Raw genomic sequence first — 23,291 nt, 5'->3', positions numbered from 1 at the left:
ATGAATAACTACTGAATGCGAGGCGTAATCCAAAAATGTTCATTTGCCTGATTTTTCAGCGATTGAAACAAGGCGCTGCAATTTGCCGTTGACACATTCGGACGGAATTCATATGATGCCGCCCGTCAACTCGACAAGCTTTACGTGACGGGGCTATAGCTCAGCTGGGAGAGCGCTTGCATGGCATGCAAGAGGTCAGCGGTTCGATCCCGCTTAGCTCCACCAAATTTTGCACCCAGCAAATTTGGTACGTAAACGCCTCGTGGGGCTATAGCTCAGCTGGGAGAGCGCTTGCATGGCATGCAAGAGGTCAGCGGTTCGATCCCGCTTAGCTCCACCAAATTTCAAACCCTCGCTGTGAAGCGGGGGTTTTTTGTCTCTGATTTTTGCCGCTTTTGTAATACAGTCTACGTCCGGGTTAGTGCCGCCTGGTGAAAGCATCATTGGATGAAAAATCGGCAACAGGCCGGCCCCTGTTTGCTTCGCGATGCGAATAAACTTATTATTTGTGTGCCTGAAAACCCCGATCAGTGAGAGTAGTCTACTCATGTTTGTGGAGCATAACCTGATAAAAAATATCAAGATATTCACACTGGCGTTTACGCTCACCGTGGTACTTATTCAGCTATCCCGTTTTATTTCGCCACTGGCCGTTATCCATTCCAGCTATATCTTTCTGGCGTGGATGCCACTGTGCGTAATGCTGTCAATATTATTCATCTTTGGCTGGCGTGGTGTTGTTCCTGTTTTATGCGGGATGTTTTGCACTAATCTGTGGAATTTTCATCTCTCATTTTTGCAAACTGCCGTCATGCTCGGCAGCCAGACATTTGTAGTGCTGTGTGCCTGTGCAATATTACGCTGGCAGTTAGGAACGCGTTGGCGTTATGGGTTGACCACCCGATACGTCTGGCAACGTCTCTTCTGGCTTGGTTTAGTGACGCCGATTGGCATCAAAGGCAGCATGTATCTGGTGGGTAGCTTTTTTGATTTCCCGCTAAAGATATCGACATTTTTCGGCGATGCAGATGCTATTTTCACGGTCGTTGATTTGCTTAGCCTTTTCACCGCTGTGCTGATTTACAACATGTTCTTTTACTATCTCACTCGCATGGTTGTAAGTCCCCACTTTGCGCAGATATTGTGGCGCAGGGATATCGCCCCGTCGCTGAACAAAGAGAAACGTGCATTTACTTTAAGCTGGCTGGTAACTCTTAGCGTGCTGCTGCTTCTGATGTGTACGCCTTATGAAAACGATTTTATTGCCGGTTACCTGGTGCCCGTTTTCTTCATCATCTTTACCCTTGGTGTTGGTAAACTTCGTTATCCGTTTTTAAATCTCACCTGGGCTGTTTCGACTCTTTTCCTCCTGAATTACAACCAGAATTTTTTACAAGGAGTCGAAACCGAATATTCGCTGGCATTTATTCTCGCGGTGCTGATTTCCTTTAGCGTTTGCCTGCTTTACATGGTGCGTATTTATCATCGAAGTGAATGGCTTAATCGCCGCTGGCATTTGCAGGCGCTGACCGATCCATTAACGCTATTACCCAACTTTCGTGCACTGGAGCAATCGCAAGAGCAGGAGGCAGGAAAGAGTTTTTGCTGCCTGCGTATTGATAATCTTGAGTTTCTGAGTCGTCATTACGGCCTGGTGATGCGTGTTCATTGTATCCGCTCAATTTACCGTACCTTGCTGCCGTTGATGCAGGAAAACGAAAAGTTGTATCAACTGCCGGGCAGTGAATTGCTGTTGGTACTGACCGGGCCGGAAACGGAAGGTCGACTACAGCATATGGTTAACATCCTCAATAGTCGGCAGATTCACTGGAACAACACCGGCCTGGATATGGGCTATGGTGCCGCCTGGGGGCGTTTTGATGGCAATCAGGAAACCCTGCAGCCCATGCTGGGGCAGTTAAGCTGGCTGGCGGAACAATCCTGCGTTCATCATCATGTGTTGGCGTTGGATAATCGAGAGGAAATAGCGTCCGGGCAGACCACCAAACAGGTACTGTTGCTGAACACCATTCGTAAGGCGTTAGATAATGGTGACTTGCTCCTCTACGCTCAGCCCATTCGAAACAAAGAGGGGCAGGGCTATGATGAGATCCTGGCGCGTCTGAAATATGACGACGGCATTATGACGCCGGATAAATTTCTGCCGCTTATCGCCCAGTTTAACCTTAGCGCGCGTTTCGATTTGCAGGTGCTGGAATCTCTGTTGAAGTGGTTAGCAACTCACCCTTCCAACAATAAAGGTCCGCGCTTTTCAGTCAATTTAATGCCGCTCACTCTGCTGCAAAAAAATATCGCCGGGCGGATTATTCGTCTGTTTAAGCGTTATCACATCTCCCCGGAGACAGTCATTCTTGAGATCACCGAGGAGCAGGCGTTTTCAAATGCAGAAAGCAGCATGTACAACATCGAGCAACTGCATAAATTTGGCTTCCGTATTGCGATTGATGATTTTGGCACTGGTTATGCCAACTACGAGCGATTAAAACGTTTGCAGGCCGATATCATCAAGATTGATGGCGTCTTTGTGAAAGATATAGTGACTAATACGCTGGATGCGATGATTGTGCGGTCAATTACCGACCTGGCGAAAGCGAAGTCGTTAAGCGTGGTAGCGGAGTTTGTCGAAACGCAACAGCAGCAGGCGTTATTGCATAAACTTGGGGTGCAATATCTGCAAGGGTATTTGATTGGTCGCCCTCAGCCATTAGTTGATTAACAGACGTAAAAAAGCCGGGGAATTATCCCCGGCTTTTTTAATGAATGTATTGGACTTACAGCACCAGTGCTGCGATTGACGCAGAAAGCACACTCACCAGCGTAGAGCCGTAAACCAGTTTCAGACCGAAGCGAGAAACGACGTTACCTTGCTCTTCGTTCAGGCCTTTAACCGCGCCCGCGATAATCCCGATAGAAGAGAAGTTAGCAAAGGATACCAGGAATACAGAGATGATGCCTTCTGCACGCGGAGAAAGCGTGGAAGCAATTTTCTGCAGATCCATCATCGCAACGAACTCGTTGGAAACCAGTTTGGTCGCCATGATACTGCCCACTTGCAGTGCTTCACTGGAAGGAACACCCATCACCCATGCAATCGGATAGAATATGTAGCCCAGGATGCCCTGGAAGGAGATGCTGTAGCCAAACCAACCAGTCACGGTGGCAAACAGTGCGTTCAGTGCGGCGATCAGGGCGATAAAGCCGATCAGCATCGCTGCAACGATAATGGCGACTTTGAAACCTGCCAGAATGTATTCACCCAGCATTTCGAAGAAGCTCTGACCTTCGTGCAGGTTGGACATCTGAATGTTTTCTTCGCTGGCATCAACGCGGTAAGGGTTGATCAGCGACAGTACGATAAAGGTGCTGAACATGTTCAGTACCAGTGCAGCAACGACGTATTTCGGCTCCAGCATCGTCATGTATGCGCCAACGATGGACATCGACACGGTGGACATCGCCGTTGCTGCCATGGTGTACATACGGTTACGGGAGATTTTGCCGAGGATATCTTTATAGGCGATAAAGTTCTCGGATTGTCCCAAAATCAGGGAGCTTACGGCGTTAAAGGATTCCAGTTTGCCCATGCCATTGACTTTGGAAAGCAGGAAACCAATCGCGCGAATAATCACCGGCAACACGCGAATGTGCTGGAGAATACCGATCAACGCAGAAATAAAGACGATAGGGCACAGCACTTTCAGGAAGAAGAACGCCAGGCCTTGATCATTCATGCTACCAAAGACGAAGTTAGTACCTTCGTTGGCAAATCCGAGCAGTTTTTCGAACATTTCGGAGAAGCCTTTCACGAAGCCCAGACCAACGTCAGAGTTCAGGAAGAACCACGCCAGTAATACTTCGATAACAAGCAGTTGAATAATATAACGGATACGAATTTTTTTGCGGTCGCTGCTTGCCAGCAATGCGAGAATCGCAACAACGGCTAGTGCCAGTACAAAATGAAGGACGCGGTCCATATTTGCTCCAAATATGAGGCAGGTTAAATTTCCGTGCACATTCTATGCAACATGATTCAGGAAAACGAGATCTGACACACACTATAATGACGTCCTGTGACAAGCTTCAAAAATAGTGAGCTGTCCTACATTTCTGCTATGTTGTGTATGGAAGCGGAAAGTTATGTAAATGTGCTAACATTAAACATAAAAATAACATTCAAACCATCAATCTTTTCGTAGTCATAATCCTGGTCTATCAGAGAAATCATCACAACCCATTTAAATGAATTTGATAATCATTCTCGTTTGACATAGCATGAAACATAGCAAAGGCTATGTTTTAGAGGCACAACAAGATGACGAACTATCGCGTTGAGAGTAGCAGCGGACGGGCGGCGCGCAAGATGAGGCTCGCATTAATGGGACCTGCGTTCATTGCGGCGATTGGTTATATCGATCCTGGTAACTTTGCGACCAATATTCAGGCGGGTGCCAGCTTCGGCTATCAGCTATTGTGGGTTGTTGTCTGGGCTAATCTGATGGCGATGTTGATTCAGATCCTCTCGGCCAAACTGGGGATTGCCACCGGTAAAAATCTGGCGGAACAAATTCGCGATCACTACCCGCGTCCGGTCGTCTGGTTCTATTGGGTTCAGGCAGAAATTATTGCGATGGCTACCGACCTGGCGGAATTTATTGGTGCGGCTATCGGTTTCAAACTCATTCTTGGGGTTTCGCTGTTGCAGGGCGCCGTATTAACGGGTATCGCAACCTTCCTCATTTTAATGCTGCAACGTCGCGGGCAAAAACCGTTGGAGAAAGTGATTGGCGGGCTACTGCTGTTTGTCGCAGCGGCTTACATTGTTGAGCTGATCTTCTCCCAGCCTAACCTGGTGCAGTTGAGTAAAGGGATGGTGATCCCGAGTTTACCGACCTCAGAGGCGGTCTTCCTGGCTGCGGGTGTGCTGGGTGCGACAATTATGCCGCATGTGATTTATTTGCACTCTTCGCTGACCCAGCATCTGCATGGTGGGTCACGCCAGCAACGTTATTCAGCCACCAAATGGGATGTCGCGATTGCCATGACTATTGCTGGTTTTGTCAATCTGGCGATGATGGCAACGGCTGCTGCCGCGTTCCACTTTTCCGGCCATACTGGTGTCGCCGATCTTGACGAAGCTTACCTGACGCTGCAACCGCTGTTAAGCAATGCTGCAGCGACGGTCTTTGGTTTAAGCCTGGTGGCAGCAGGGCTTTCTTCAACGGTGGTGGGTACGCTGGCGGGGCAGGTGGTGATGCAGGGCTTTATTCGTTTCCATATCCCGCTGTGGGTGCGCCGGACAGTGACCATGTTACCGTCATTTATTGTCATCCTGATGGGATTAGATCCGACACGAATTCTGGTCATGAGTCAGGTGCTGCTAAGTTTTGGTATCGCCCTGGCGCTGGTTCCACTGTTGATTTTCACCAGCGACAGTAAGTTGATGGGCGATTTGGTGAACAGCAAACGCGTAAAACAGGCTGGCTGGGTGATTGTGGTATTGGTAGTGGCGCTGAATATCTGGCTGTTGGTGGGAACGGCGCTGGGGTTGTAGTTCAACTGGCGTCGTACCAGGCATCACTGGCGGATGCGGCGTAAACGCCTTATCCGCCCTACGCGTTCAATAATGGAGTGGGGCTGTAGGCCTGATAAGACGCGCGGGCGTCGCATCAGGCATCGTGCTCCATTGGTGGATGTGTTTAATGACGATGTCCGTGTCCACGACCTTTCCCGCGATGATCATCACGGTCGCGCCAGCCTTCACGATAGCCACGCTCATACGCTTTACGCTTATCCCAGCCACGGTGGTAGCCATTATCGTGACGCCACCAGCGGTTTTTACGCCATTCGTAATTACGATGCCAGTAATCACGGTCGCGCCAATGACCACCGTCCCAGTAATTACCATAATGATCGCGATCGCCAATTTGTAATTTGATTGATGGCAGTAGGGTAATTTCACCTGCGTTTGCCGCAAGCGGGGTAAAAGCCATCAGGGCGGCCGCCAGAAACAGTGACCTGAACATTGTTATTCTCCTTCACGATCGAAGCCGTCAGCGGCCTGTTAACGCAATATTACGGGGAGGTAAAGCCCCGTTTCATCGCCATAACTCTTAAATCATGATGGAGAGCATTTTTTGCTAAAGATTATCGTGGGGTGGTTGCTGCTTCGGGCGATTCACAATCATCATCGGTTTGCCAGCCAGCAATAGCCATGCCGGAAGCATAACGATACAAAGTAGCGGTAGCAGATTGGTATCAGGTACAACGACTGCCGCCATAAACAGGCTTAACCAGCCATCGCGCGTTACCACCAGTACCATACCGAGAATAGCGCAGGAGACAGTAATTGCCGCCGGGACTGCGGGAACGTGTTCATGTAGCATCAAACCTAACGCCACGCCAACAAACACTGCCGGGAAGATTCGCCCGCCACGAAACCCGCTGGCGGCGGCAATGACCAGAGCGGCGAGCTTAATCACTGCCAGTAAAAAGTAATCACTGGTGCTGAAAGCCTGATTCATCACCATTTGCTGCATCTCATCCAGCCCTTTAAACAGTGAAACCGGCCCACCAATAACGCCCAAAATACCGAGAATAAACCCGCCAACCCCGAGCATAAGCACAGGGTTTTTAATCTGATGCATCATTGCGTGCAACCGTGGCAGACACCATACGGCGACCATCCCCGCAGCGATGGCAATCGCCGCTACAATCGCACCGCTGATAATGTCTGCCATCTGCATCTGTCCGTAATGCGCAATGGGCAGCGAAAAATGGGGGTGGAAAAATAGACTTGTCGTCAGCGCACCAGCCGCCGCTGCCATTAACGGCGCAAAGAGTCGATCCCATAGCGGCACTTCATTACTGCCATTTAAGGTTTGCGAAAATATCAACGCCGCCGCAACAGGTGTACCAAATAGCGCACCGATAGTTCCGGCTGAGGCTAAAATAGTCCATTCCATCCGGTTAACTCGAGGTAACAGGCGAGCGCCTATCGTTACCGCGAGGGCGATATTAACAGTCATAATCGGATGTTCCGGCCCCAAGCTGACGCCACCGGCAAGACCGAGAATTAATGCTACGATAAGCCCTGGTAGCGCAGAAGGGGGGACTGGCGCGCCGATCAGCGGTTCACTGGCGGGATCTGGTCCGGCATGACCCTGGCTGAAACGGATAACCAGTCCCACTGCGATCCCCGTCAGCGTTAATATTCCGATGATCCACAGCGGTGAATCCTGGGCTATCCCCAGACTTCCCGGCAGTCGTTGCCAGAGTAAATTCTGTAATACCGAGGCGATTTTCATCACCACAATCAGAATAAGACTGGACGCAATCCCAATTGCCAGGGCGGGAAGCGATAATAACAACATGGTTCTGGCTCGCGAATGGAGCATGTTCTATTCCTTATGCGGGGTCAGATACTTAGTTTGCCCAGCTTGCATAAAGGCATCGCTGCAATTGGTGCTGAAACGATAAAGTAATAGTGTGACCCAGATCGATATTTACAGGGAGCCCGCCTTTCCGGCGTTGTTGTTAGGCTCCCAGGTATTTACAGTGTGAGAAAGAATTATTTTGACTTTAGCGGAGCAGTAGAAGAATGACAAAGTATGCATTAGTCGGTGATGTGGGCGGCACCAACGCACGTCTTGCTCTGTGTGATATTACCAGTGGTGAAATCTCGCAGGCTAAAACCTATTCTGGGCTTGATTATCCCAGCCTGGAAGCGGTTATCCGCGTTTATCTCGAAGAACATAAGGTCGAGGTGAAAGACGGTTGTATTGCCATCGCTTGCCCAATTACCGGTGACTGGGTGGCAATGACCAACCATACCTGGGCGTTCTCAATTGCCGAAATGAAAAAGAATCTCGGTTTTAGCCATCTGGAAATTATTAACGATTTTACCGCTGTATCGATGGCGATCCCGATGCTGAAAAAAGAGCATCTGATCCAGTTTGGCGGTAAGGAACCAGTTGAAGGTAAACCTATCGCGGTTTACGGTGCCGGAACGGGGCTAGGCGTGGCGCATCTGGTTCATGTTGATAAACGCTGGGTAAGCCTGCCAGGCGAAGGCGGTCACGTTGATTTTGCGCCAAACAGCGAAGAAGAGGCCATTATTCTCGAAATACTGCGTGCTGAAATAGGCCATGTCTCTGCTGAACGCGTGCTCTCTGGGCCAGGGCTGGTGAATTTGTACCGCGCGATTGTGAAAGCAGATAACCGTCTGCCAGAAAATCTCAAGCCAAAAGATATTACCGAACGCGCGCTGGCCGACAGTTGCACCGATTGCCGCCGCGCGTTGTCGCTGTTTTGCGTGATTATGGGCCGTTTTGGCGGCAATCTGGCGCTCAATCTCGGCACATTTGGCGGCGTGTTTATTGCGGGCGGTATCGTGCCGCGTTTCCTTGAATTCTTCAAAGCCTCTGGTTTCCGTGCCGCTTTTGAAGACAAAGGCCGCTTTAAAGAATATGTCCATGATATTCCGGCTTATCTTATCGTCCATGACAATCCGGGTCTTCTCGGCTCAGGTGCACATTTACGCCAGACCTTAGGGTACGTCCTGTAAATCCTTCCTGCCATATCGGGAGATAATCCTCCCGATAATCTTTTAAATCATACGGTTAGTTCAATTTTTCTTTGTGTTTCATCACAAGGCCGACCTGCGTCACACTTCCGCACTACGGGATTAATTCTCCAGTAAATGCATTATTTGTCTGGTAACGGCAATTTGTTTTGCACGTTCATAATTTCACTCGTTAACTATAAACGAACGAGGAAATAACGATGAGTAAGAAACTGATTGCCTTATGTGCCTGCCCGATGGGCCTTGCGCACACTTTTATGGCGGCTCAGGCGCTGGAAGAGGCCGCAGTGGAAGCTGGCTATGAAGTGAAAATTGAAACCCAGGGCGCGGACGGTATCCAGAATCGCCTGACGGCGCAGGATATCGCCGAAGCGACCATCATCATCCACTCAGTGGCAGTTACCCCGGAAGATAACGAACGTTTCGAATCCCGCGACGTTTATGAAATCACTTTGCAGGACGCAATTAAAAACGCAGCGGGCATCATCAAAGAAATCGAAGAGATGATTGCCGCTGAACAACCGTAATTTTCGACAGGGATAATTGTTATGGCCATTAAAAAACGCAGTGCAACCGTTGTGCCTGGCGCATCCGGTGCGGCAGCGGCAATTAAGAATCCGCAGGCCTCTAAAAGCAGCTTCTGGGGTGAACTTCCGCAGCATGTGATGTCAGGGATTTCACGCATGGTGCCGACCTTAATTATGGGCGGCGTGATCCTCGCTTTCAGCCAGCTGATTGCTTATAGCTGGCTAAAAATTCCCGCTGACATTGGCATTATGGATGCACTTAATAGCGGGAAATTTTCCGGTTTCGACCTCTCCTTACTGAAATTTGCCTGGCTGTCGCAGTCCTTTGGCGGCGTGTTGTTTGGTTTTGCCATTCCGATGTTTGCTGCTTTTGTGGCGAACTCCATTGGCGGCAAACTGGCGTTCCCGGCTGGGTTTATCGGCGGGTTAATGTCTACCCAGCCAACGCAACTGCTGAACTTTGATCCCAGTACCATGCAGTGGGCGACCTCTTCACCGGTGCCGTCTACCTTCATTGGTGCGCTGATCATTTCTATCGTTGCAGGTTACCTTGTGAAGTGGATGAACCAGAAAATCCAGTTACCGGATTTCCTGTTAGCGTTCAAAACCACATTTTTGCTACCGATTCTTTCCGCCATTTTTGTCATGCTGGCGATGTATTACGTCATCACCCCATTTGGCGGTTGGATCAACGGCGGTATCCGTACCGTGCTGACTGCCGCAGGTGAGAAGGGGGCGCTGATGTATGCGATGGGTATCGCAGCAGCGACCGCAATCGACCTCGGTGGCCCAATCAACAAAGCAGCAGGTTTCGTTGCTTTCAGCTTTACCACTGACCACGTATTACCGGTTACCGCGCGTTCTATCGCAATCGTCATTCCGCCGATTGGTCTGGGTCTGGCGACTATTATCGACCGTCGTTTAACCGGCAAACGCCTGTTTAACGCCCAGCTTTATCCGCAGGGTAAAACCGCCATGTTCCTGGCGTTTATGGGGATCAGTGAAGGTGCGATTCCGTTTGCGCTGGAAAGCCCCATCACCGCAATTCCGTCCTATATGGTCGGTGCGATTGTCGGCTCCACCGCCGCTGTCTGGCTGGGCGCAGTGCAATGGTTCCCGGAATCAGCAATCTGGGCGTGGCCGCTGGTGACTAATCTGGGCGTTTACATGGCGGGGATCGCGCTGGGGGCAATCATTACCGCGCTGATGGTGGTGTTCCTGCGTTTGATGATGTTCCGCAAAGGCAAATTGTTAATCGATAGCCTGTAAGAAGGACAATCCTAATGACATTACTCGCTTCGCTGCGCGACTGGCTTAAGGCGCAACAGCTGGATGCGGTGCTTCTCTCCTCACGGCAGAACAAACAGCCCCATCTGGGGATTTCCACCGGGTCAGGCTATGTGCTGATTAGTCGTGAGAGCGCGCACATTCTGGTGGATTCGCGCTATTACGTGGAGGTGGAAGCTCGTGCGCAAGGCTACCAGCTACATTTGCTTGACGCGACGCACACGCTGGCAACCATCGTCAATCAAATCATTGCCGATGAGCAGCTGCAAACGCTCGGTTTTGAAGGCCAGCAGGTGAGTTGGGAAACCGCGCACCGCTGGCAGGTTGAACTTAATGCAAAGCTGGTCAGCGCCACGCCGGATGTGCTGCGGCAAATCAAAATGCCAGAGGAGGTGGAGAAAATCCGTCTCGCCTGTGGGATTGCCGATCGTGGTGCAGAGCATATTCGCCGCTTTATTCAGGCGGGGATGAGCGAATGTGAGATAGCTGCTGAACTGGAGTGGTTTATGCGCCAGCAGGGAGCAGAAAAAGCCTCCTTTGACACCATTGTTGCCAGTGGCTGGCGTGGGGCGCTGCCGCACGGCAAGGCCAGCGACAAAGTGGTTGTAGCGGGCGAGTTTGTCACACTCGATTTCGGTGCGCTGTATCAGGGCTACTGCTCTGATATGACGCGCACCTTTCTGGTTCATGGCGAAGGGGTGAGCGCCGAATCTCACCCGCTGTTTAACGTGTATCAGATTGTCCTGCAAGCGCAACTGGCGGCAATCTCCGCGATTCTCCCCGGCGTGCGTTGCCAGCAGGTTGACGACGCCGCGCGTCGGGTCATTACAGAAGCCGGTTATGGAGAGTATTTCGGCCATAACACCGGTCATGCAATCGGCATTGACGTACATGAAGATCCGCGTTTTTCACCACGTGATACCACGATGCTCCAGCCTGGCATGTTACTGACCGTAGAGCCGGGGATTTATTTGCCAGGGCAAGGGGGCGTGCGCATCGAAGATGTTGTGCTGGTTACCCCGCAAGGCGCAGAAGTGCTCTACGCCATGCCGAAAACAGTGTTGCTCACGGGAGAGGCATAATGGATTTATCGCTATTAAAAGCGTTGAGCGAGGCCGATGCGATCGCCTCCTCGGAACAGGAAGTGCGGCAGATCCTGCTGGATGAAGCGGATCGACTGCAAAAAGAAGTGCGATTTGACGGTCTGGGATCGGTGCTGATCCGCCTCAATGAATCGATGGGGCCGAAGGTGATGATCTGCGCACATATGGATGAAGTGGGGTTTATGGTGCGTAGCATCTCCCGCGAAGGCGCTATTGACGTGCTGCCGGTTGGCAACGTGCGCATGGCTGCCCGCCAGTTGCAGCCGGTGCGCATCACCACCCGTGAAGAGTGCAAAATTCCCGGCCTGCTTGATGGCGAGCGGCAGGGAAATGAGGTTAGCGTAATGCGCGTGGACATTGGCGCGCGCTCGTATGATGAAGTGATACAGGCGGGAATTCGTCCAGGCGATCGCGTCACGTTTGATACCGCTTTTCAGGTTCTTCCTCACCAGCGGGTGATGGGGAAAGCCTTTGATGACCGCCTCGGTTGCTATCTGCTGGTGACGTTACTGCGCGAACTACACAGCGCCGAACTGCCTGCGGAAGTGTGGCTGGTGGCAAGTTCCAGCGAAGAGGTGGGATTACGCGGCGGGCAAACCGCCACCCGCGCGGTGTCGCCGGACGTCGCCATTGTGCTTGATACCGCCTGCTGGGCGAAAAACTTTGATTATGGCGCGGCGAACCATCGCCAGATTGGTAACGGTCCGATGCTGGTGTTAAGCGATAAATCGCTGATTGCGCCGCCAAAACTCACAGCCTGGATTGAAACCGTGGCGGCAGAAATTGGCGTGCCGTTACAGGCGGATATGTTCAGTAACGGCGGCACGGACGGTGGAGCGGTTCACTTAACCGGTACTGGCGTACCCACAGTGGTGATGGGGCCAGCAACCCGCCATGGACATTGCGCCGCATCGATTGCCGACTGCCGCGATATTTTGCAGATGCAGCAACTTTTATCTGCCCTTATTCAACGTCTTACCCGTGAGACGGTTGTTCAACTGACGGATTTCAGATGATTTCCCGATTAACCCGGAGCGGTTATGTTAACGATTCAATTTCTCTGTCCTTTGCCTAACGGTCTTCATGCCCGTCCGGCGTGGGAACTTAAAGAACAGTGTAGTCAGTGGCAAAGCGAAATCGCTTTTATCAACCATCGCCAGAACGCAAAGGCCGATGCCAAAAGTTCACTGGCGCTGATTGGCACCGGCACTTTATTTAATGACAGTTGCAGCCTGAACATTAGCGGTGGCGATGAAGAACAGGCACGGCGCGTACTGGAAGAGTACATCCAGGTGCGCTTTATCGACAGCGACAGCATCCAACCGACACAAGCAGAACTGACGGCGCATCCGCTGCCACGTTCATTAAGTCGCCTTAACCCTGATTTGCTGTACGGTAACGTGCTGGCGAGCGGCGTCGGTGTTGGTACGTTAACGTTGTTGCAGAGCGACAGCCTCGACAGTTATCGGGCGATCCCTGCCAGTGTGCAAGACACCACCCGGCTGGAACACAGCCTGGCAACGCTTGCCGAACAACTGAACCAGCAGCTGCGCGAGCGTGACGGCGAAAGTAAAACCATTCTTAGCGCCCATTTGTCGCTGATTCAGGATGAAGAGTTTGCGGGGAATATCCGTCGTCTGATGGCAGAACAACATCAGGGACTGGGGGCGGCAATCATCAGCAATATGGAGCAGGTTTGCGACAAACTTTCTGCCTCTGCCAGCGATTATCTGCGCGAACGAGTTAGTGATATTCGTGATATCAGCGAACAGTTGCTGCATATCACCTGGCCGGAACTGAAGCCGCGCAATAATCTGCTGCTTGAAAAATCGACCATTCTGGTCGCCGAAGATTTAACTCCAAGCCAGTTTTTGAGTCTCGATTTAAAAAATCTCGCAGGCATGATTCTGGAGAAAACCGGGCGCACATCGCATACCCTGATTCTGGCGCGAGCTTCGGCGATCCCGGTACTGAGCGGCTTGCCGCTGGATGCGATAGCCCGTTATGCCGGGCAACCGGCGGTGCTTGACGCCCAGTGTGGCGTGCTGGCGATTAATCCTGATGACGCGGTGAGCGGTTATTACCAGGTTGCGCAGACGCTGGCGGACAAACGCCAAAAACAACAGGCGCAGGCCGCCGCGCAACTGGCCTATTCCCGTGATAACAAGCGAATTGATATCGCCGCGAATATTGGCACCGCTCTGGAAGCTCCTGGTGCGTTTGCCAATGGCGCGGAAGGCGTCGGGCTGTTCCGCACCGAAATGCTGTATATGGATCGCGATAGCGCGCCGGACGAGCAGGAACAGTTTGAAGCCTACCAGCAGGTGTTACTGGCGGCGGGCGACAAGCCAATTATTTTCCGCACGATGGACATCGGCGGCGATAAAAGCATTCCTTATCTGAATATTCCCCAGGAAGAGAACCCGTTCCTCGGCTATCGCGCGGTACGTATTTACCCGGAATTTGCTGGCCTGTTCCGTACCCAGCTACGGGCCATTTTGCGTGCTGCCAGTTACGGTAACGCTCAGTTGATGATTCCGATGGTTCACAGCCTCGATCAGATCTTATGGGTGAAGAGTGAGATCCAGAAAGCAATCGTTGAGCTTAAGCGCGATGGCCTGCGTCATGCAGAGACGATTACGCTTGGGATCATGGTGGAAGTGCCGTCGGTTTGCTACATCATCGACCACTTCTGCGATGAGGTCGATTTCTTTAGTATCGGCTCGAACGATATGACCCAGTATCTGTATGCGGTCGATCGTAATAACCCGCGCGTATCGCCGCTGTATAACCCGATTACGCCATCTTTCCTGCGCATGTTGCAGCAGATAGTGACCACTGCGCATCAGCGGGGAAAATGGGTCGGCATTTGCGGTGAGCTGGGTGGTGAAAGCCGTTATCTGCCGCTACTGCTTGGGCTGAGCCTGGATGAGCTAAGTATGAGTAGCCCGCGCATTCCGGCGGTGAAAAGCCAGCTTCGTCAACTGGATAGCGAGGCGTGTCGGGAACTGGCACGTCAGGCGTGTGAATGTCGCAGCGCGCAGGAAATTGAAGCGTTACTCACCGCCTTTACGCCGGAAGAAGACGTTCGCCCATTGTTGGCGCTGGAGAATATCTTCGTTGATCAGGCCTTTAGCAATAAAGAGCAGGCGATCCAGTTCCTGTGCGGTAACCTCGGCGTTAACGGGCGCACTGAACATCCGTTCGAGCTGGAAGAGGATGTCTGGCAGCGGGAAGAGATTGTGACTACTGGTGTTGGTTTTGGCGTGGCGATCCCGCACACTAAATCTCAGTGGATCCGCCATTCCAGTATCAGCATTGCCCGGCTGGTGAAACCGGTTGACTGGCAGTCAGAAATGGGCGAAGTCGAGCTGGTGATCATGCTGACGCTGGGCGCTAGCGAAGGGATGAACCATGTGAAGGTCTTCTCGCAGCTGGCGCGCAAACTGGTGAATAAAAACTTCCGCCAGTCGCTGTTCGCCGCGCAAGACGCACAAAGCATCCTGACGCTGCTGGAAACGGAATTAACCTTCTAATGTTAGCCCTGAAAACGGGCGCTGTACTCTCCCGGCGTCAGGCCAAACTGACGCCGGAAGACGCGACAAAAATAGTCGCTATCCGGAAAGCCGCAACGCTGCGCCACTTCATGAATCGACAGATGATATTTCTGCAAAATCATCCTCGCCTTCGCCATTCGCACCCAACGCACATACTCGATAAAACGCATCGTTCCATGCTGAGCAAACAGTTTTGACAGATGATTGGGCGTGATATTAAAAAACTGCGCCACGCTCTCGCGGGTGAGCGGCTGGGCATAATTATCCTGAACCCAGTTACAAATGCTGTGATAGAGAAAATCGCCGCGCGGCTGCGAATTGCCCGGCGGCATATTCACCACGTTGCGGCAAAGATGCAGCAAACTTAACACCAGTGGCTGAATGATATTCTGCTCCAGCGGCGAACGGCTGAGATGGGTGAGGGCGGTGAGCATTGCTTCACCTTCACCGCGTTGCAGACTGGGAAGCTGGATCCGGCGAACCGGATGCAACAATGACGTGCTGCGGCTATCGTAATACGATAACCCAAGCCAGGTCGGTGCGAACACCAGGCTTAAGAGCATCACCGGTTTGTTGTTGACCGGTAAATTAGCCGCGCGCGCCGGAATAAACAGCATTTCCCCTTCCACCATACGCTGCTGCTTTGCTTCCAGCAGATTGCCGTATTCGCCGCGCAGCACGATATCCAGACGGGGAAAGTCAATACATAAACTACCCACCGGCAACGAGGCAGGCTGGCTGGCAAACCAGACGCGCCCAAGTAGTTGCGGGTTAAGCACCAGGCCGCTGAACAGATCGGCGAAAAATTGTTGATCGGCGGGCAAGCCTGTTGCTTTCATGAATATTCCTGATTACAGATGCATTAACTGCCTGAATTCTTTAACTTTGCTGCGGCTGACTGGCACTTCAAAATCCAGATCTTTTAGCCGCAGAATATAAGTGTTATTAAACCACGGTTCGATTTCGCGGATTTTGTTCAGATTGACACAAAACGAGCGATGGCAGCGGAAAAAATGCGATGGAGGCAGCTTGCTGCAAAACTCGGTAATGTTCATCGGCATTACGTAGGATTCACGCCGCGTATAGACAAAGGTCATTTTTTCGTGCGCTTCGGCGTAATAGATATCATTAATTGGCGTAACGATAATTCGCTCATCTTTCACCAGATTAATGGTGTCATTCTCACGCGTTACCGTTGTGGCAGGCGTACTGCTGGTTTGCTGTTGCTGCCAGGCCGCTTCCAGTTTTTGCAGCATCCCGGTGATGCGTGATTCCTGATACGGTTTGAGAATGTAGTCAAACGCCTCCAGTTCAAACGCTTCTACCGCATGTTCTTTCCACGCGGTGATAAACACAATAAACGGTTTATGGGCAAACTGGCTGATGTTTTGCGCCAGCAGCACGCCATCCAGCGACGGAATATTGATATCCAGAAAAATGGCGTCGACGCGGTTATGCTGCAAAAACTTCAACACGTCCAGACCGTCGTCAAAGGTGCCGACAATCTCCATCTGGCTGTGCTCTTTAATTAGCCAGCTCAGTTCCTGTTGTGCCAGGAATTCGTCTTCAACAATGATGACTTTCACAATATCACTCCGGCTCAAAGCAATAACGTAGCCTGTGAGGCGACAGGGGTGCGTTGGTTAGGAATGTAAAACGCGATTTCCGTCCCAGGCTCCAGACGACGAATATGCAGCCCCTCACCATATAACAACTTCACGCGATGATGCACATTCAGCAGGCCAATTTTATTGCCCGGCATTTCGTTCGCTTCGACCCGCTCAATCACTTTCGGATCGATGCCGTGCCCGGTATCTCTCACCGCAATACGAACCCGATTACCGCACTCTGCAACGCTGATGGTGACAACACCTTTTCCCTTACAAGGTTGAATACCGTGAACAATGGCGTTTTCTACCAGCGGCTGGATCAGCAGGCTGGGAATGCAGCAATTCACCTCTTCATCAATATCATAGATAACCGTCAGCTTGTCGCCAAAGCGGGCCTGCTCAATGGCAATATAGTCTTTAATTTGATACAGCTCTTTTTTGATATCGATTTGCTCATCGTCTTTTAATTCAATGTTATAGCGCAGATAACGCGACAGATTAAAGATCAGCTGGCGAGCGGTATCCGGATTCAGGCGAATTGATGAGGAGATTGCGTTCAGAGCGTTAAACAGGAAATGGGGATTAATTTTACTTTGTAGCGCGCGAAGCTCTGCCTTATTTGCCATTTCACGTAGCTGCTCGGCACGCGAAACCTCCAGTTGCGTGGAGATGATTTGTGACAGACCGACCGCCATTTCCTGCAATGACGAGGTGATCTGATGCGCGTGGCAGTAGTAGATTTTCAGCGTCCCGGTCACGACTCCTTTCTCCCAAAGCGGGATCACCAGCATCGAGTGGATTTCCGGCGTGCGATGGGCTTCATCATTGTTTTTAATGATGATTTTTCCGTAATTCATCGCCTGGCGGGTTGTCGGGCTAATAAAGTCATCACCATTCTGATAATTATGTTCACCCACGCCAACATACGCCAGCACATGATCGGTATTGGTGATTGCTACCGCATCGGCGTGAATATCATCGCGGATAATTTCGCAGACTTTACGTAATGATTCGCTATTGACATGGCGAAACAGCGGCAGCGTTTTGTTGGCGATATCCAGCGCCAGCTTGGCCTGCCGCGCGGCGCTGGCCTCCTTTTCGCCCTCAACGCTTTGCACCAGCAGCACAATAAAGCCGATACAGACGCTGCCAAGGATCATCGGGATACCGATTTTAGAGACGATATCGATCCCCAGTTCGGTGGTCGGCGCCCAGACAATCACCAGAATCATGGTCAACGTTTCACACAACATACCGCCGAGAATACCGACACGCCAACGCTGCGCTTTGGGGATTTTTAGGTTGATCCAGCCCGATATACATCCCGCCAGAATACTGGTGATAAAGCAGGGAATCGCCGTCACGCCACCAATATCAATAAGATAGCGGTGAATCCCGGCTATCACGCCGGTAATAATCCCCACCCACGGACCAAATAAAATCCCGCCTGACATCACCGCAATAATACGCACGTTAACCAGTGAGCCTTCCACCGGCACGCCGGACCAGGTGCTGAACAGGGCGAACAGCGAGAAAATGGCGGTAACGGCGAGCAGCTCTTTTGGTGAGTGCGCCGACTTGTGCAACAACTCGCGAAACAGGCGGATACGAATAAGGAAGAACAGGCAGATAAGCATTAACGCTGCCCGATCGAAGACCGCCAGCAGCATGTTGAATATTTCGTGCACGGGTAACTCTGGATAAGGATTAAACCTCTATGATAGGTAACCTGAAGGCTGATGACCAGCAGGCCGTTTTTGAGGAAAAACCACAATTTTAAAAGGGGATTATAAGGTAAATGGTGCATTGCCAATGCATCTCTTATTAATACACACTCAGAAGGTAAATTTATTGAAATTATAATGTTAATTAATGTGGGTTTGATTTTCTTAAAAGAAAGTAAGGATTTCCCGTTTTATTACAGATGTTCCTCTTTTTTTGGTAGAAAAAAATTTTTGCTAAAACGCTCGACAGACAGAAATTAATCAGGCTATTTTCAAAACAGCCACCATCGTGGCAGCGTCGCTCGGACGGTCCGGGCGCTAACGTTTATCTGAGGAAATTATGGCTGACACTCGCCCTGAACGTCGCTTTACGCGTATTGATCGTCTCCCGCCCTACGTTTTTAACATTACCGCTGAACTGAAAATGGCTGCGCGTCGGCGCGGCGAAGATATTATCGATTTCAGTATGGGCAATCCGGACGGCGCGACCCCGCCGCATATCGTCGAAAAACTCTGTACCGTGGCGCAGCGCCCGGACACACACGGCTATTCCACTTCACGCGGCATTCCGCGCTTACGTCGCGCCATTTCCCGCTGGTATCAGGATCGCTACGATGTCGAGATTGATCCGGAATCAGAAGCCATCGTCACCATTGGCTCGAAAGAGGGGCTGGCGCATCTGATGCTGGCGACGCTGGATCACGGCGACACGGTGCTGGTGCCGAATCCAAGTTATCCGATTCATATCTACGGCGCTGTGATTGCCGGTGCGCAGGTACGTTCAGTGCCGCTGGTGGAGGGTGTCGATTTCTTCAATGAACTGGAACGCGCTATTCGCGAAAGCTATCCGAAACCGAAGATGATGATCCTCGGCTTCCCGTCGAACCCAACAGCGCAATGTGTGGAACTGGAGTTCTTCGAAAAAGTGGTGGCGCTGGCGAAACGCTACGATGTGCTGGTGGTCCACGACCTGGCCTATGCTGATATCGTCTACGATGGCTGGAAAGCGCCGTCAATCATGCAGGTGCCGGGCGCACGTGACGTGGCGGTTGAGTTCTTTACCTTGTCGAAAAGTTACAACATGGCAGGCTGGCGTATCGGCTTTATGGTTGGTAACAAAACGCTGGTCAGTGCGCTGGCGCGTATCAAAAGTTATCACGATTACGGCACCTTTACACCGTTACAGGTGGCTGCAATTGCCGCGCTGGAAGGCGATCAACAGTGCGTGCGCGATATTGCCGAACAGTATAAGCGCCGCCGCGATGTGCTGGTAAAAGGGCTGCATGAAGCGGGCTGGATGGTCGAAATGCCGAAAGCTTCGATGTATGTCTGGGCGAAAATCCCTGAACCGTATGCGGCAATGGGCTCGCTGGAGTTTGCCAAAAAGCTGCTTAACGAAGCGAAGGTCTGTGTCTCGCCGGGGATTGGCTTTGGTGACTACGGCGACACGCATGTACGCTTTGCGTTGATTGAAAACCGTGACCGTATTCGTCAGGCAGTCAGAGGCATCAAAGCGATGTTCCGAGCCGATGGTTTACTTCCAGCCAGCAGTAAACATATTCACGAAAACACGGAATAAACACCTTCGCCAGAAACGCAAACAGGAGCCAGATGGCTCCTGTTTTTCATTGCACAGTTTGCTTTTAGATCATCAGGGCAAAAGTACCGGCCCAAACGATGACCATAAAAGAAATGCCCATAAAGAAATATTTCACTTTACATCTCTCCGCGTAATTACTGTTACGCCTGAATGACTTCATTACATCTGATACAGTGAGTTGACACCGGGAAAACGACCTTAACACGGCTCTGTTTTGCCGTGGGCATCACCCCAGAATTCTGAGCTGATTTGCTCGAGACGGCGCTAATGTACGCCTAAAACTAAATTGAAACAAGTGGCATTTTCTTATTTACTTTTAGTAACTTACGAGTGTCTCATATCGGCGACAGTTTAATTTCTGTCAGTAATAATTCATGATTCAGCGAAGGGGAAAGCCTTAAGAAAAAAGCCATAAAAACCATTGAGTTATTATGGCTAATTTGAGGAGGAAAGAAGAGCTGGTCGTTTGTTAAACGTATAACGACGCTTCACCCACCGGACGCGTTTTGAAGCGGCGGTGGATCCAGAGATACTGCTCCGGTGCGCGCATAATCTCTTTCTCAATAATCTTGTTCATATAAGCCGCAGCCTGACCTTCATCTGTCGGGTAGCCTTCCATTTCTGGGGTGATATACAAACGGTATCCACTGTAATCGGCTTTTCGTACCATCGTCACAGTCAACATGGCGGAACCTGAGAGGCGTGACAATACGTAAGTGCCATTGGTTGTCGCAACATTTTCTACCGCAAAGAACGGAGCGAAGGAGCTTCCTTTACGACCATAATCCTGGTCGGGAGCGAACCATACGGCTTCACCTTTTTTCAAAGCACCAACAATACCGCGCAGATTATTTCTGCCGATCATCGCTTTATTCGAACGCATCCGACCACGGGTCTGCACCCATTCCATCAATTGATTATTATGCGGACGATAAGTTGCCATCATTGGCTGGCAAAGCCCCATTACGCGGCCACCCAGTTCCAGAGACATAAAATGTACGCCGACGACCATTACGCCGCGATTTTGCATTTGTGCGCGTTGCAGGTTATCCAGACCTTCAACATCAAACCATTTACGCACGCGACGATCGGGCCAGAACCACGCCATGCCGGTTTCTACCAGCGCCATGCCGAGTGAACGAAAGTTTTCGGCAATCATCTTCTCGCGTTCTTCAGATGAATGCTGCGGGAAGCAAAGTTCAAGGTTTTTACGGGCGATGGATTCGCGACGTTTCAGAAATGGTCTGGCCATCGTGCCGATACGTGTGCCAAGAAAGCACAAGACAGGATAAGGAAGTTGTACCCAAAGCCAGAGTACGCCCAGACCAAACCACGTGAGCCAGTAGCGAGGATGGAGAAACTCGCGGGAAAATTTGCGCTGTGGAAACATAGTTACCTTCTGTAGATACGAATTGTTGTATCGCAGAAGATTCCATGTCGACAGCGGTACACTCAATAATATTAGGCCATCATGTACGACAATGGTTCCTGTAAAGAGTGTAAAGACTAGTCAGGACAAAACCACGAGGAGCATGAATGCGGTACTTCCATTTTATCATCAGCCGATTGTTTTCAGCTACTGATTATTAATCACTCAAGTAAATATTTTTCAGGAGCGAATAGCCCTATTTTTTAACATCTTGTTTTTATTAGAACCTGGCAAAAATTGCCAGTGATTAAGAATTGTCTTACTATTAAATTACCTGAAGTAACAGGTTTTTTAGCGCGGCAGGAGGTTGAGCTATGATTTATTTATGGATGTTTCTCGCCCTGTGTATTGTTTGTGTCAGCGGATATATTGGCCAGGTACTAAATGTAGTATCTGCCGTCTCTTCATTTTTCGGCATGGTGATCCTCGCCGCCCTCATTTATTACTTCACTATGTGTTTAACTGGCGGTAATGAGCTGGTAACGGGGATATTTATGTTTATTGCCCCAGCTTGTGGCTTGATGATCCGCTTTATGGTGGGGTATGGAAGGCGGTAGTGAATGGTGTCCCCTGCAGGAATCGAACCTGCAATTAGCCCTTAGGAGGGGCTCGTTATATCCATTTAACTAAGAGGACAATGCGGCATGAGTATAACCGCTATTAAACAGCGGGGTAAGTACACTGCCGCTCGATTGCTTAAACCCTCGCCACTTATAGCGGATTTTTATCATTTTTCTTAATGATTTCCGCATGTTCTGCTTTCTGGCGTGCCTCTTCTTTACGCTTGTTACTCATATCGTTACGGATTTGCGCATGGCTCATTAATGCGAAGATGAAGGTGCCGCCGCAGATGTTTCCCGCCAGAGTAGGTAGCGCGAATGGCCAGATGAAATCGCTCCAGTGCAGCGTGCCGTTAAAGACCAGATAGAGGATCTCTACTGAACCGACGACGATGTGGGTAGTGTCGCCCAGCGCGATAAGCCACGTCATCAATATAATTACTACAATCTTTGCCGCTCCCGCCGCAGGGAACATCCATACCATTGTGGCTATAAGCCAGCCGGAGATGATCGCGTTGGCAAACATCTCGCTGGGGGTGTTCTTCATCACATCCATGCCGATTTTGACAAACGCATCGCGGGTTTCTTCATTAAAGATAGGCATATACTCAAACGCCCACGCCGCAATACCTGTTCCGAGAATATTACCCAGCAGCACGACGCCCCATAACCGCATCAGTAAGCCGATGTTGCCCATGCTCGGTTTTTGCATCACCGGCAGTACCGCCGTTACGGTATTCTCAGTAAATAATTGCTGGCGTGCCATAATGACGATAATAAAACCAAAGGTATAACCCAGATTCTCCAGCAAAAAACTCCCCGGTACGCCTTCCAGTTCGACATGAAATATCCCTTTTGCCAGTAACGAAGCGCCCATCGACAGACCCGCCGCAATGGCTGACCACAGTAGCGCCATCGCGTCGCGCTCCAGCTCTTTTTCGCCGTCCTGACGGATATGTTCGTGAATAGCCATCGCTCTGGAGGGGAGCCGGTCTTCATCTATTTCTATTTTTTTTCCACGCTCTTTTTCTTCGCTCTCTACTTCAAGTTCGTCGCTGTGTTTATCTATTTTGTCATTGTCCATGATGTCGTCTCTTGAATTAGCACGTATAGCTAAAGCGTAGCGGCTTTTTTGCTCGCAACTGGCGGGAGTTACTCTGAAAATGTATAAAAGGCGGCGTTTGCCTTTTTCTGTTTCTACAGAATCAAGTAGCCTACAGGGCGGCGATTACCAGGCTATGATCAAGTCAGCAAACCAGGGCGTCTGGACATCAGTTGACGTGCTGTTACAA

At 50.7% G+C, this 23,291-nt stretch carries 20 protein-coding genes and 3 tRNA genes; 13 read left to right on the top strand and 10 right to left on the bottom strand.

What is annotated here, in order from left to right; all coding sequences use genetic code 11:
* Positions 1-149: 149 nt before the first annotated feature.
* From A7Z06_RS10340 to A7Z06_RS10330, 3 genes are all read left to right on the top strand, one after another.
* Positions 150-225: transfer RNA gene (locus A7Z06_RS10340), tRNA-Ala, on the top strand.
* A 39-nt stretch (positions 226-264) separates the two neighbouring features.
* Positions 265-340, top strand: a tRNA-Ala gene (locus tag A7Z06_RS10335).
* Positions 341-547: 207 nt separating this feature from the next.
* Complete coding sequence (locus A7Z06_RS10330) at positions 548-2,737, top strand: bifunctional diguanylate cyclase/phosphodiesterase (RefSeq protein ID WP_105279416.1); 2,190 nt, start codon at positions 548-550, stop codon at positions 2,735-2,737.
* A gap of 55 nt (positions 2,738-2,792) precedes the next feature.
* On the opposite strand, the gene nupC is transcribed toward A7Z06_RS10330, so the two are convergent.
* The gene (gene nupC, locus A7Z06_RS10325; protein WP_001516818.1) at positions 2,793-3,995 is read right to left on the bottom strand and encodes a nucleoside permease NupC; all 1,203 of its coding nucleotides are present in this window, start codon (positions 3,993-3,995) and stop codon (positions 2,793-2,795) included.
* Between the two features lie 298 nt (positions 3,996-4,293).
* On the opposite strand from nupC, the gene A7Z06_RS22435 reads away from it, so the two are divergent.
* Together A7Z06_RS22435 and A7Z06_RS10320 are read left to right on the top strand one after the other, a co-directional pair.
* Complete coding sequence (locus A7Z06_RS22435; RefSeq protein ID WP_423779531.1) at positions 4,294-4,353, top strand: hypothetical protein; 60 nt, start codon at positions 4,294-4,296, stop codon at positions 4,351-4,353.
* Complete coding sequence (locus A7Z06_RS10320; RefSeq protein ID WP_000186377.1) at positions 4,334-5,572, top strand: Nramp family divalent metal transporter; 1,239 nt, start codon at positions 4,334-4,336, stop codon at positions 5,570-5,572. The genes A7Z06_RS22435 and A7Z06_RS10320 overlap by 20 nt, the downstream gene beginning before the upstream one ends.
* 145 nt (positions 5,573-5,717) lie before the next feature.
* On the opposite strand, the gene ypeC is transcribed toward A7Z06_RS10320, so the two are convergent.
* On the bottom strand, positions 5,718-6,044 hold the full coding sequence (ypeC, locus tag A7Z06_RS10315; protein ID WP_000490072.1) for a DUF2502 domain-containing protein YpeC: 327 nt from the start codon (positions 6,042-6,044) through the stop codon (positions 5,718-5,720).
* A gap of 114 nt (positions 6,045-6,158) precedes the next feature.
* Positions 6,159-7,415, bottom strand: coding sequence for an ion channel protein (locus A7Z06_RS10310; protein WP_032225851.1), 1,257 nt, complete (start codon positions 7,413-7,415; stop codon positions 6,159-6,161).
* 203 nt (positions 7,416-7,618) lie between these two features.
* Here A7Z06_RS10310 and glk point away from each other — a divergent pair, with 203 nt between their 5' ends.
* From glk to ptsP, 6 genes are all read left to right on the top strand, one after another.
* Positions 7,619-8,584 carry a glucokinase gene (gene glk, locus A7Z06_RS10305; RefSeq protein WP_000170385.1) on the top strand — a complete coding sequence of 322 codons (966 nt, stop codon included), beginning with the start codon at positions 7,619-7,621 and terminating at the stop codon, positions 8,582-8,584.
* A gap of 218 nt (positions 8,585-8,802) precedes the next feature.
* Positions 8,803-9,129, top strand: coding sequence for a PTS fructose transporter subunit IIB (locus A7Z06_RS10300; protein WP_000038454.1), 327 nt, complete (start codon positions 8,803-8,805; stop codon positions 9,127-9,129).
* 21 nt (positions 9,130-9,150) lie between these two features.
* Positions 9,151-10,398: a PTS fructose transporter subunit IIC gene (locus A7Z06_RS10295; protein ID WP_000985311.1), complete on the top strand. Its 1,248-nt coding sequence runs from the start codon at positions 9,151-9,153 to the stop codon at positions 10,396-10,398.
* A 14-nt stretch (positions 10,399-10,412) separates the two neighbouring features.
* Positions 10,413-11,498: an aminopeptidase gene (gene ypdF / locus A7Z06_RS10290; protein ID WP_000173234.1), complete on the top strand. Its 1,086-nt coding sequence runs from the start codon at positions 10,413-10,415 to the stop codon at positions 11,496-11,498.
* Positions 11,498-12,535: an aminopeptidase gene (gene ypdE / locus A7Z06_RS10285; protein ID WP_000365994.1), complete on the top strand. Its 1,038-nt coding sequence runs from the start codon at positions 11,498-11,500 to the stop codon at positions 12,533-12,535. The genes ypdF and ypdE overlap by 1 nt, the downstream gene beginning before the upstream one ends.
* A gap of 24 nt (positions 12,536-12,559) precedes the next feature.
* Positions 12,560-15,055 carry a phosphoenolpyruvate--protein phosphotransferase gene (gene ptsP / locus A7Z06_RS10280; protein WP_105279415.1) on the top strand — a complete coding sequence of 832 codons (2,496 nt, stop codon included), beginning with the start codon at positions 12,560-12,562 and terminating at the stop codon, positions 15,053-15,055.
* Positions 15,056-15,057: 2 nt separating this feature from the next.
* Here ptsP and A7Z06_RS10275 read toward each other — a convergent pair whose 3' ends face one another.
* Genes A7Z06_RS10275 through ypdA form a run of 3 tightly spaced genes read right to left on the bottom strand, consistent with a single transcriptional unit; the run spans position 15,058 to position 18,374 of the window.
* Positions 15,058-15,915: an AraC family transcriptional regulator gene (locus A7Z06_RS10275; protein ID WP_000648317.1), complete on the bottom strand. Its 858-nt coding sequence runs from the start codon at positions 15,913-15,915 to the stop codon at positions 15,058-15,060.
* Between the two features lie 12 nt (positions 15,916-15,927).
* Positions 15,928-16,662, bottom strand: a complete 735-nt coding sequence (gene ypdB, locus A7Z06_RS10270) for a two-component system response regulator YpdB (protein ID WP_001298580.1) — start codon at positions 16,660-16,662, stop codon at positions 15,928-15,930.
* A gap of 14 nt (positions 16,663-16,676) precedes the next feature.
* The gene (ypdA, locus tag A7Z06_RS10265; protein ID WP_000544384.1) at positions 16,677-18,374 is read right to left on the bottom strand and encodes a two-component system sensor histidine kinase YpdA; all 1,698 of its coding nucleotides are present in this window, start codon (positions 18,372-18,374) and stop codon (positions 16,677-16,679) included.
* Between the two features lie 376 nt (positions 18,375-18,750).
* Here ypdA and alaC point away from each other — a divergent pair, with 376 nt between their 5' ends.
* A complete protein-coding gene (gene alaC / locus A7Z06_RS10255) occupies positions 18,751-19,989 on the top strand; it encodes an alanine transaminase (RefSeq protein ID WP_000785936.1) in 1,239 nt (412 codons plus the stop codon).
* 64 nt (positions 19,990-20,053) lie between these two features.
* On the opposite strand, the gene ypdK is transcribed toward alaC, so the two are convergent.
* Positions 20,054-20,125: a membrane protein YpdK gene (ypdK, locus tag A7Z06_RS10250; protein ID WP_010723117.1), complete on the bottom strand. Its 72-nt coding sequence runs from the start codon at positions 20,123-20,125 to the stop codon at positions 20,054-20,056.
* A gap of 354 nt (positions 20,126-20,479) precedes the next feature.
* The gene (lpxP, locus tag A7Z06_RS10245; RefSeq protein WP_000484421.1) at positions 20,480-21,400 is read right to left on the bottom strand and encodes a kdo(2)-lipid IV(A) palmitoleoyltransferase; all 921 of its coding nucleotides are present in this window, start codon (positions 21,398-21,400) and stop codon (positions 20,480-20,482) included.
* A 353-nt stretch (positions 21,401-21,753) separates the two neighbouring features.
* Between lpxP and A7Z06_RS10235 the strand changes: the two genes are divergently transcribed.
* Complete coding sequence (locus tag A7Z06_RS10235) at positions 21,754-21,996, top strand: YfdY family protein (RefSeq protein ID WP_000639879.1); 243 nt, start codon at positions 21,754-21,756, stop codon at positions 21,994-21,996.
* A gap of 4 nt (positions 21,997-22,000) precedes the next feature.
* On the opposite strand, the gene A7Z06_RS10230 is transcribed toward A7Z06_RS10235, so the two are convergent.
* A tRNA-Arg gene (locus A7Z06_RS10230) sits at positions 22,001-22,075 on the bottom strand.
* Between the two features lie 75 nt (positions 22,076-22,150).
* Positions 22,151-23,083, bottom strand: coding sequence for a formate/nitrite transporter family protein (locus tag A7Z06_RS10225; protein ID WP_000368108.1), 933 nt, complete (start codon positions 23,081-23,083; stop codon positions 22,151-22,153).
* Positions 23,084-23,291: the final 208 nt, after the last annotated feature.

Source organism: Escherichia sp. MOD1-EC6819 (assembly GCF_002965765.1).
GTDB lineage: Bacteria > Pseudomonadota > Gammaproteobacteria > Enterobacterales > Enterobacteriaceae > Escherichia > Escherichia ruysiae.
The sequence above is the reverse complement of the archived record's forward strand: the minus strand, read 5'-3'. Positions and strand labels throughout refer to the sequence as shown.

Excerpts from the sequence above, each read along its gene's own strand:
- A7Z06_RS10330 (WP_105279416.1), top strand. The coding sequence starts at position 548 with ATGTTTGTGGAGCATAACCTGATAAAAAATATCAAGATATTCACACTG.
- nupC (WP_001516818.1), bottom strand. The coding sequence starts at position 3,995 with ATGGACCGCGTCCTTCATTTTGTACTGGCACTAGCCGTTGTTGCGATT.
- A7Z06_RS10320 (WP_000186377.1), top strand. The coding sequence starts at position 4,334 with ATGACGAACTATCGCGTTGAGAGTAGCAGCGGACGGGCGGCGCGCAAG.
- ypeC (WP_000490072.1), bottom strand. The coding sequence starts at position 6,044 with ATGTTCAGGTCACTGTTTCTGGCGGCCGCCCTGATGGCTTTTACCCCG.
- A7Z06_RS10310 (WP_032225851.1), bottom strand. The coding sequence starts at position 7,415 with ATGCTCCATTCGCGAGCCAGAACCATGTTGTTATTATCGCTTCCCGCC.
- glk (WP_000170385.1), top strand. The coding sequence starts at position 7,619 with ATGACAAAGTATGCATTAGTCGGTGATGTGGGCGGCACCAACGCACGT.
- A7Z06_RS10300 (WP_000038454.1), top strand. The coding sequence starts at position 8,803 with ATGAGTAAGAAACTGATTGCCTTATGTGCCTGCCCGATGGGCCTTGCG.
- A7Z06_RS10295 (WP_000985311.1), top strand. The coding sequence starts at position 9,151 with ATGGCCATTAAAAAACGCAGTGCAACCGTTGTGCCTGGCGCATCCGGT.
- ypdF (WP_000173234.1), top strand. The coding sequence starts at position 10,413 with ATGACATTACTCGCTTCGCTGCGCGACTGGCTTAAGGCGCAACAGCTG.
- ypdE (WP_000365994.1), top strand. The coding sequence starts at position 11,498 with ATGGATTTATCGCTATTAAAAGCGTTGAGCGAGGCCGATGCGATCGCC.
- ptsP (WP_105279415.1), top strand. The coding sequence starts at position 12,560 with ATGTTAACGATTCAATTTCTCTGTCCTTTGCCTAACGGTCTTCATGCC.
- A7Z06_RS10275 (WP_000648317.1), bottom strand. The coding sequence starts at position 15,915 with ATGAAAGCAACAGGCTTGCCCGCCGATCAACAATTTTTCGCCGATCTG.
- alaC (WP_000785936.1), top strand. The coding sequence starts at position 18,751 with ATGGCTGACACTCGCCCTGAACGTCGCTTTACGCGTATTGATCGTCTC.
- lpxP (WP_000484421.1), bottom strand. The coding sequence starts at position 21,400 with ATGTTTCCACAGCGCAAATTTTCCCGCGAGTTTCTCCATCCTCGCTAC.
- A7Z06_RS10235 (WP_000639879.1), top strand. The coding sequence starts at position 21,754 with ATGATTTATTTATGGATGTTTCTCGCCCTGTGTATTGTTTGTGTCAGC.
- A7Z06_RS10225 (WP_000368108.1), bottom strand. The coding sequence starts at position 23,083 with ATGGACAATGACAAAATAGATAAACACAGCGACGAACTTGAAGTAGAG.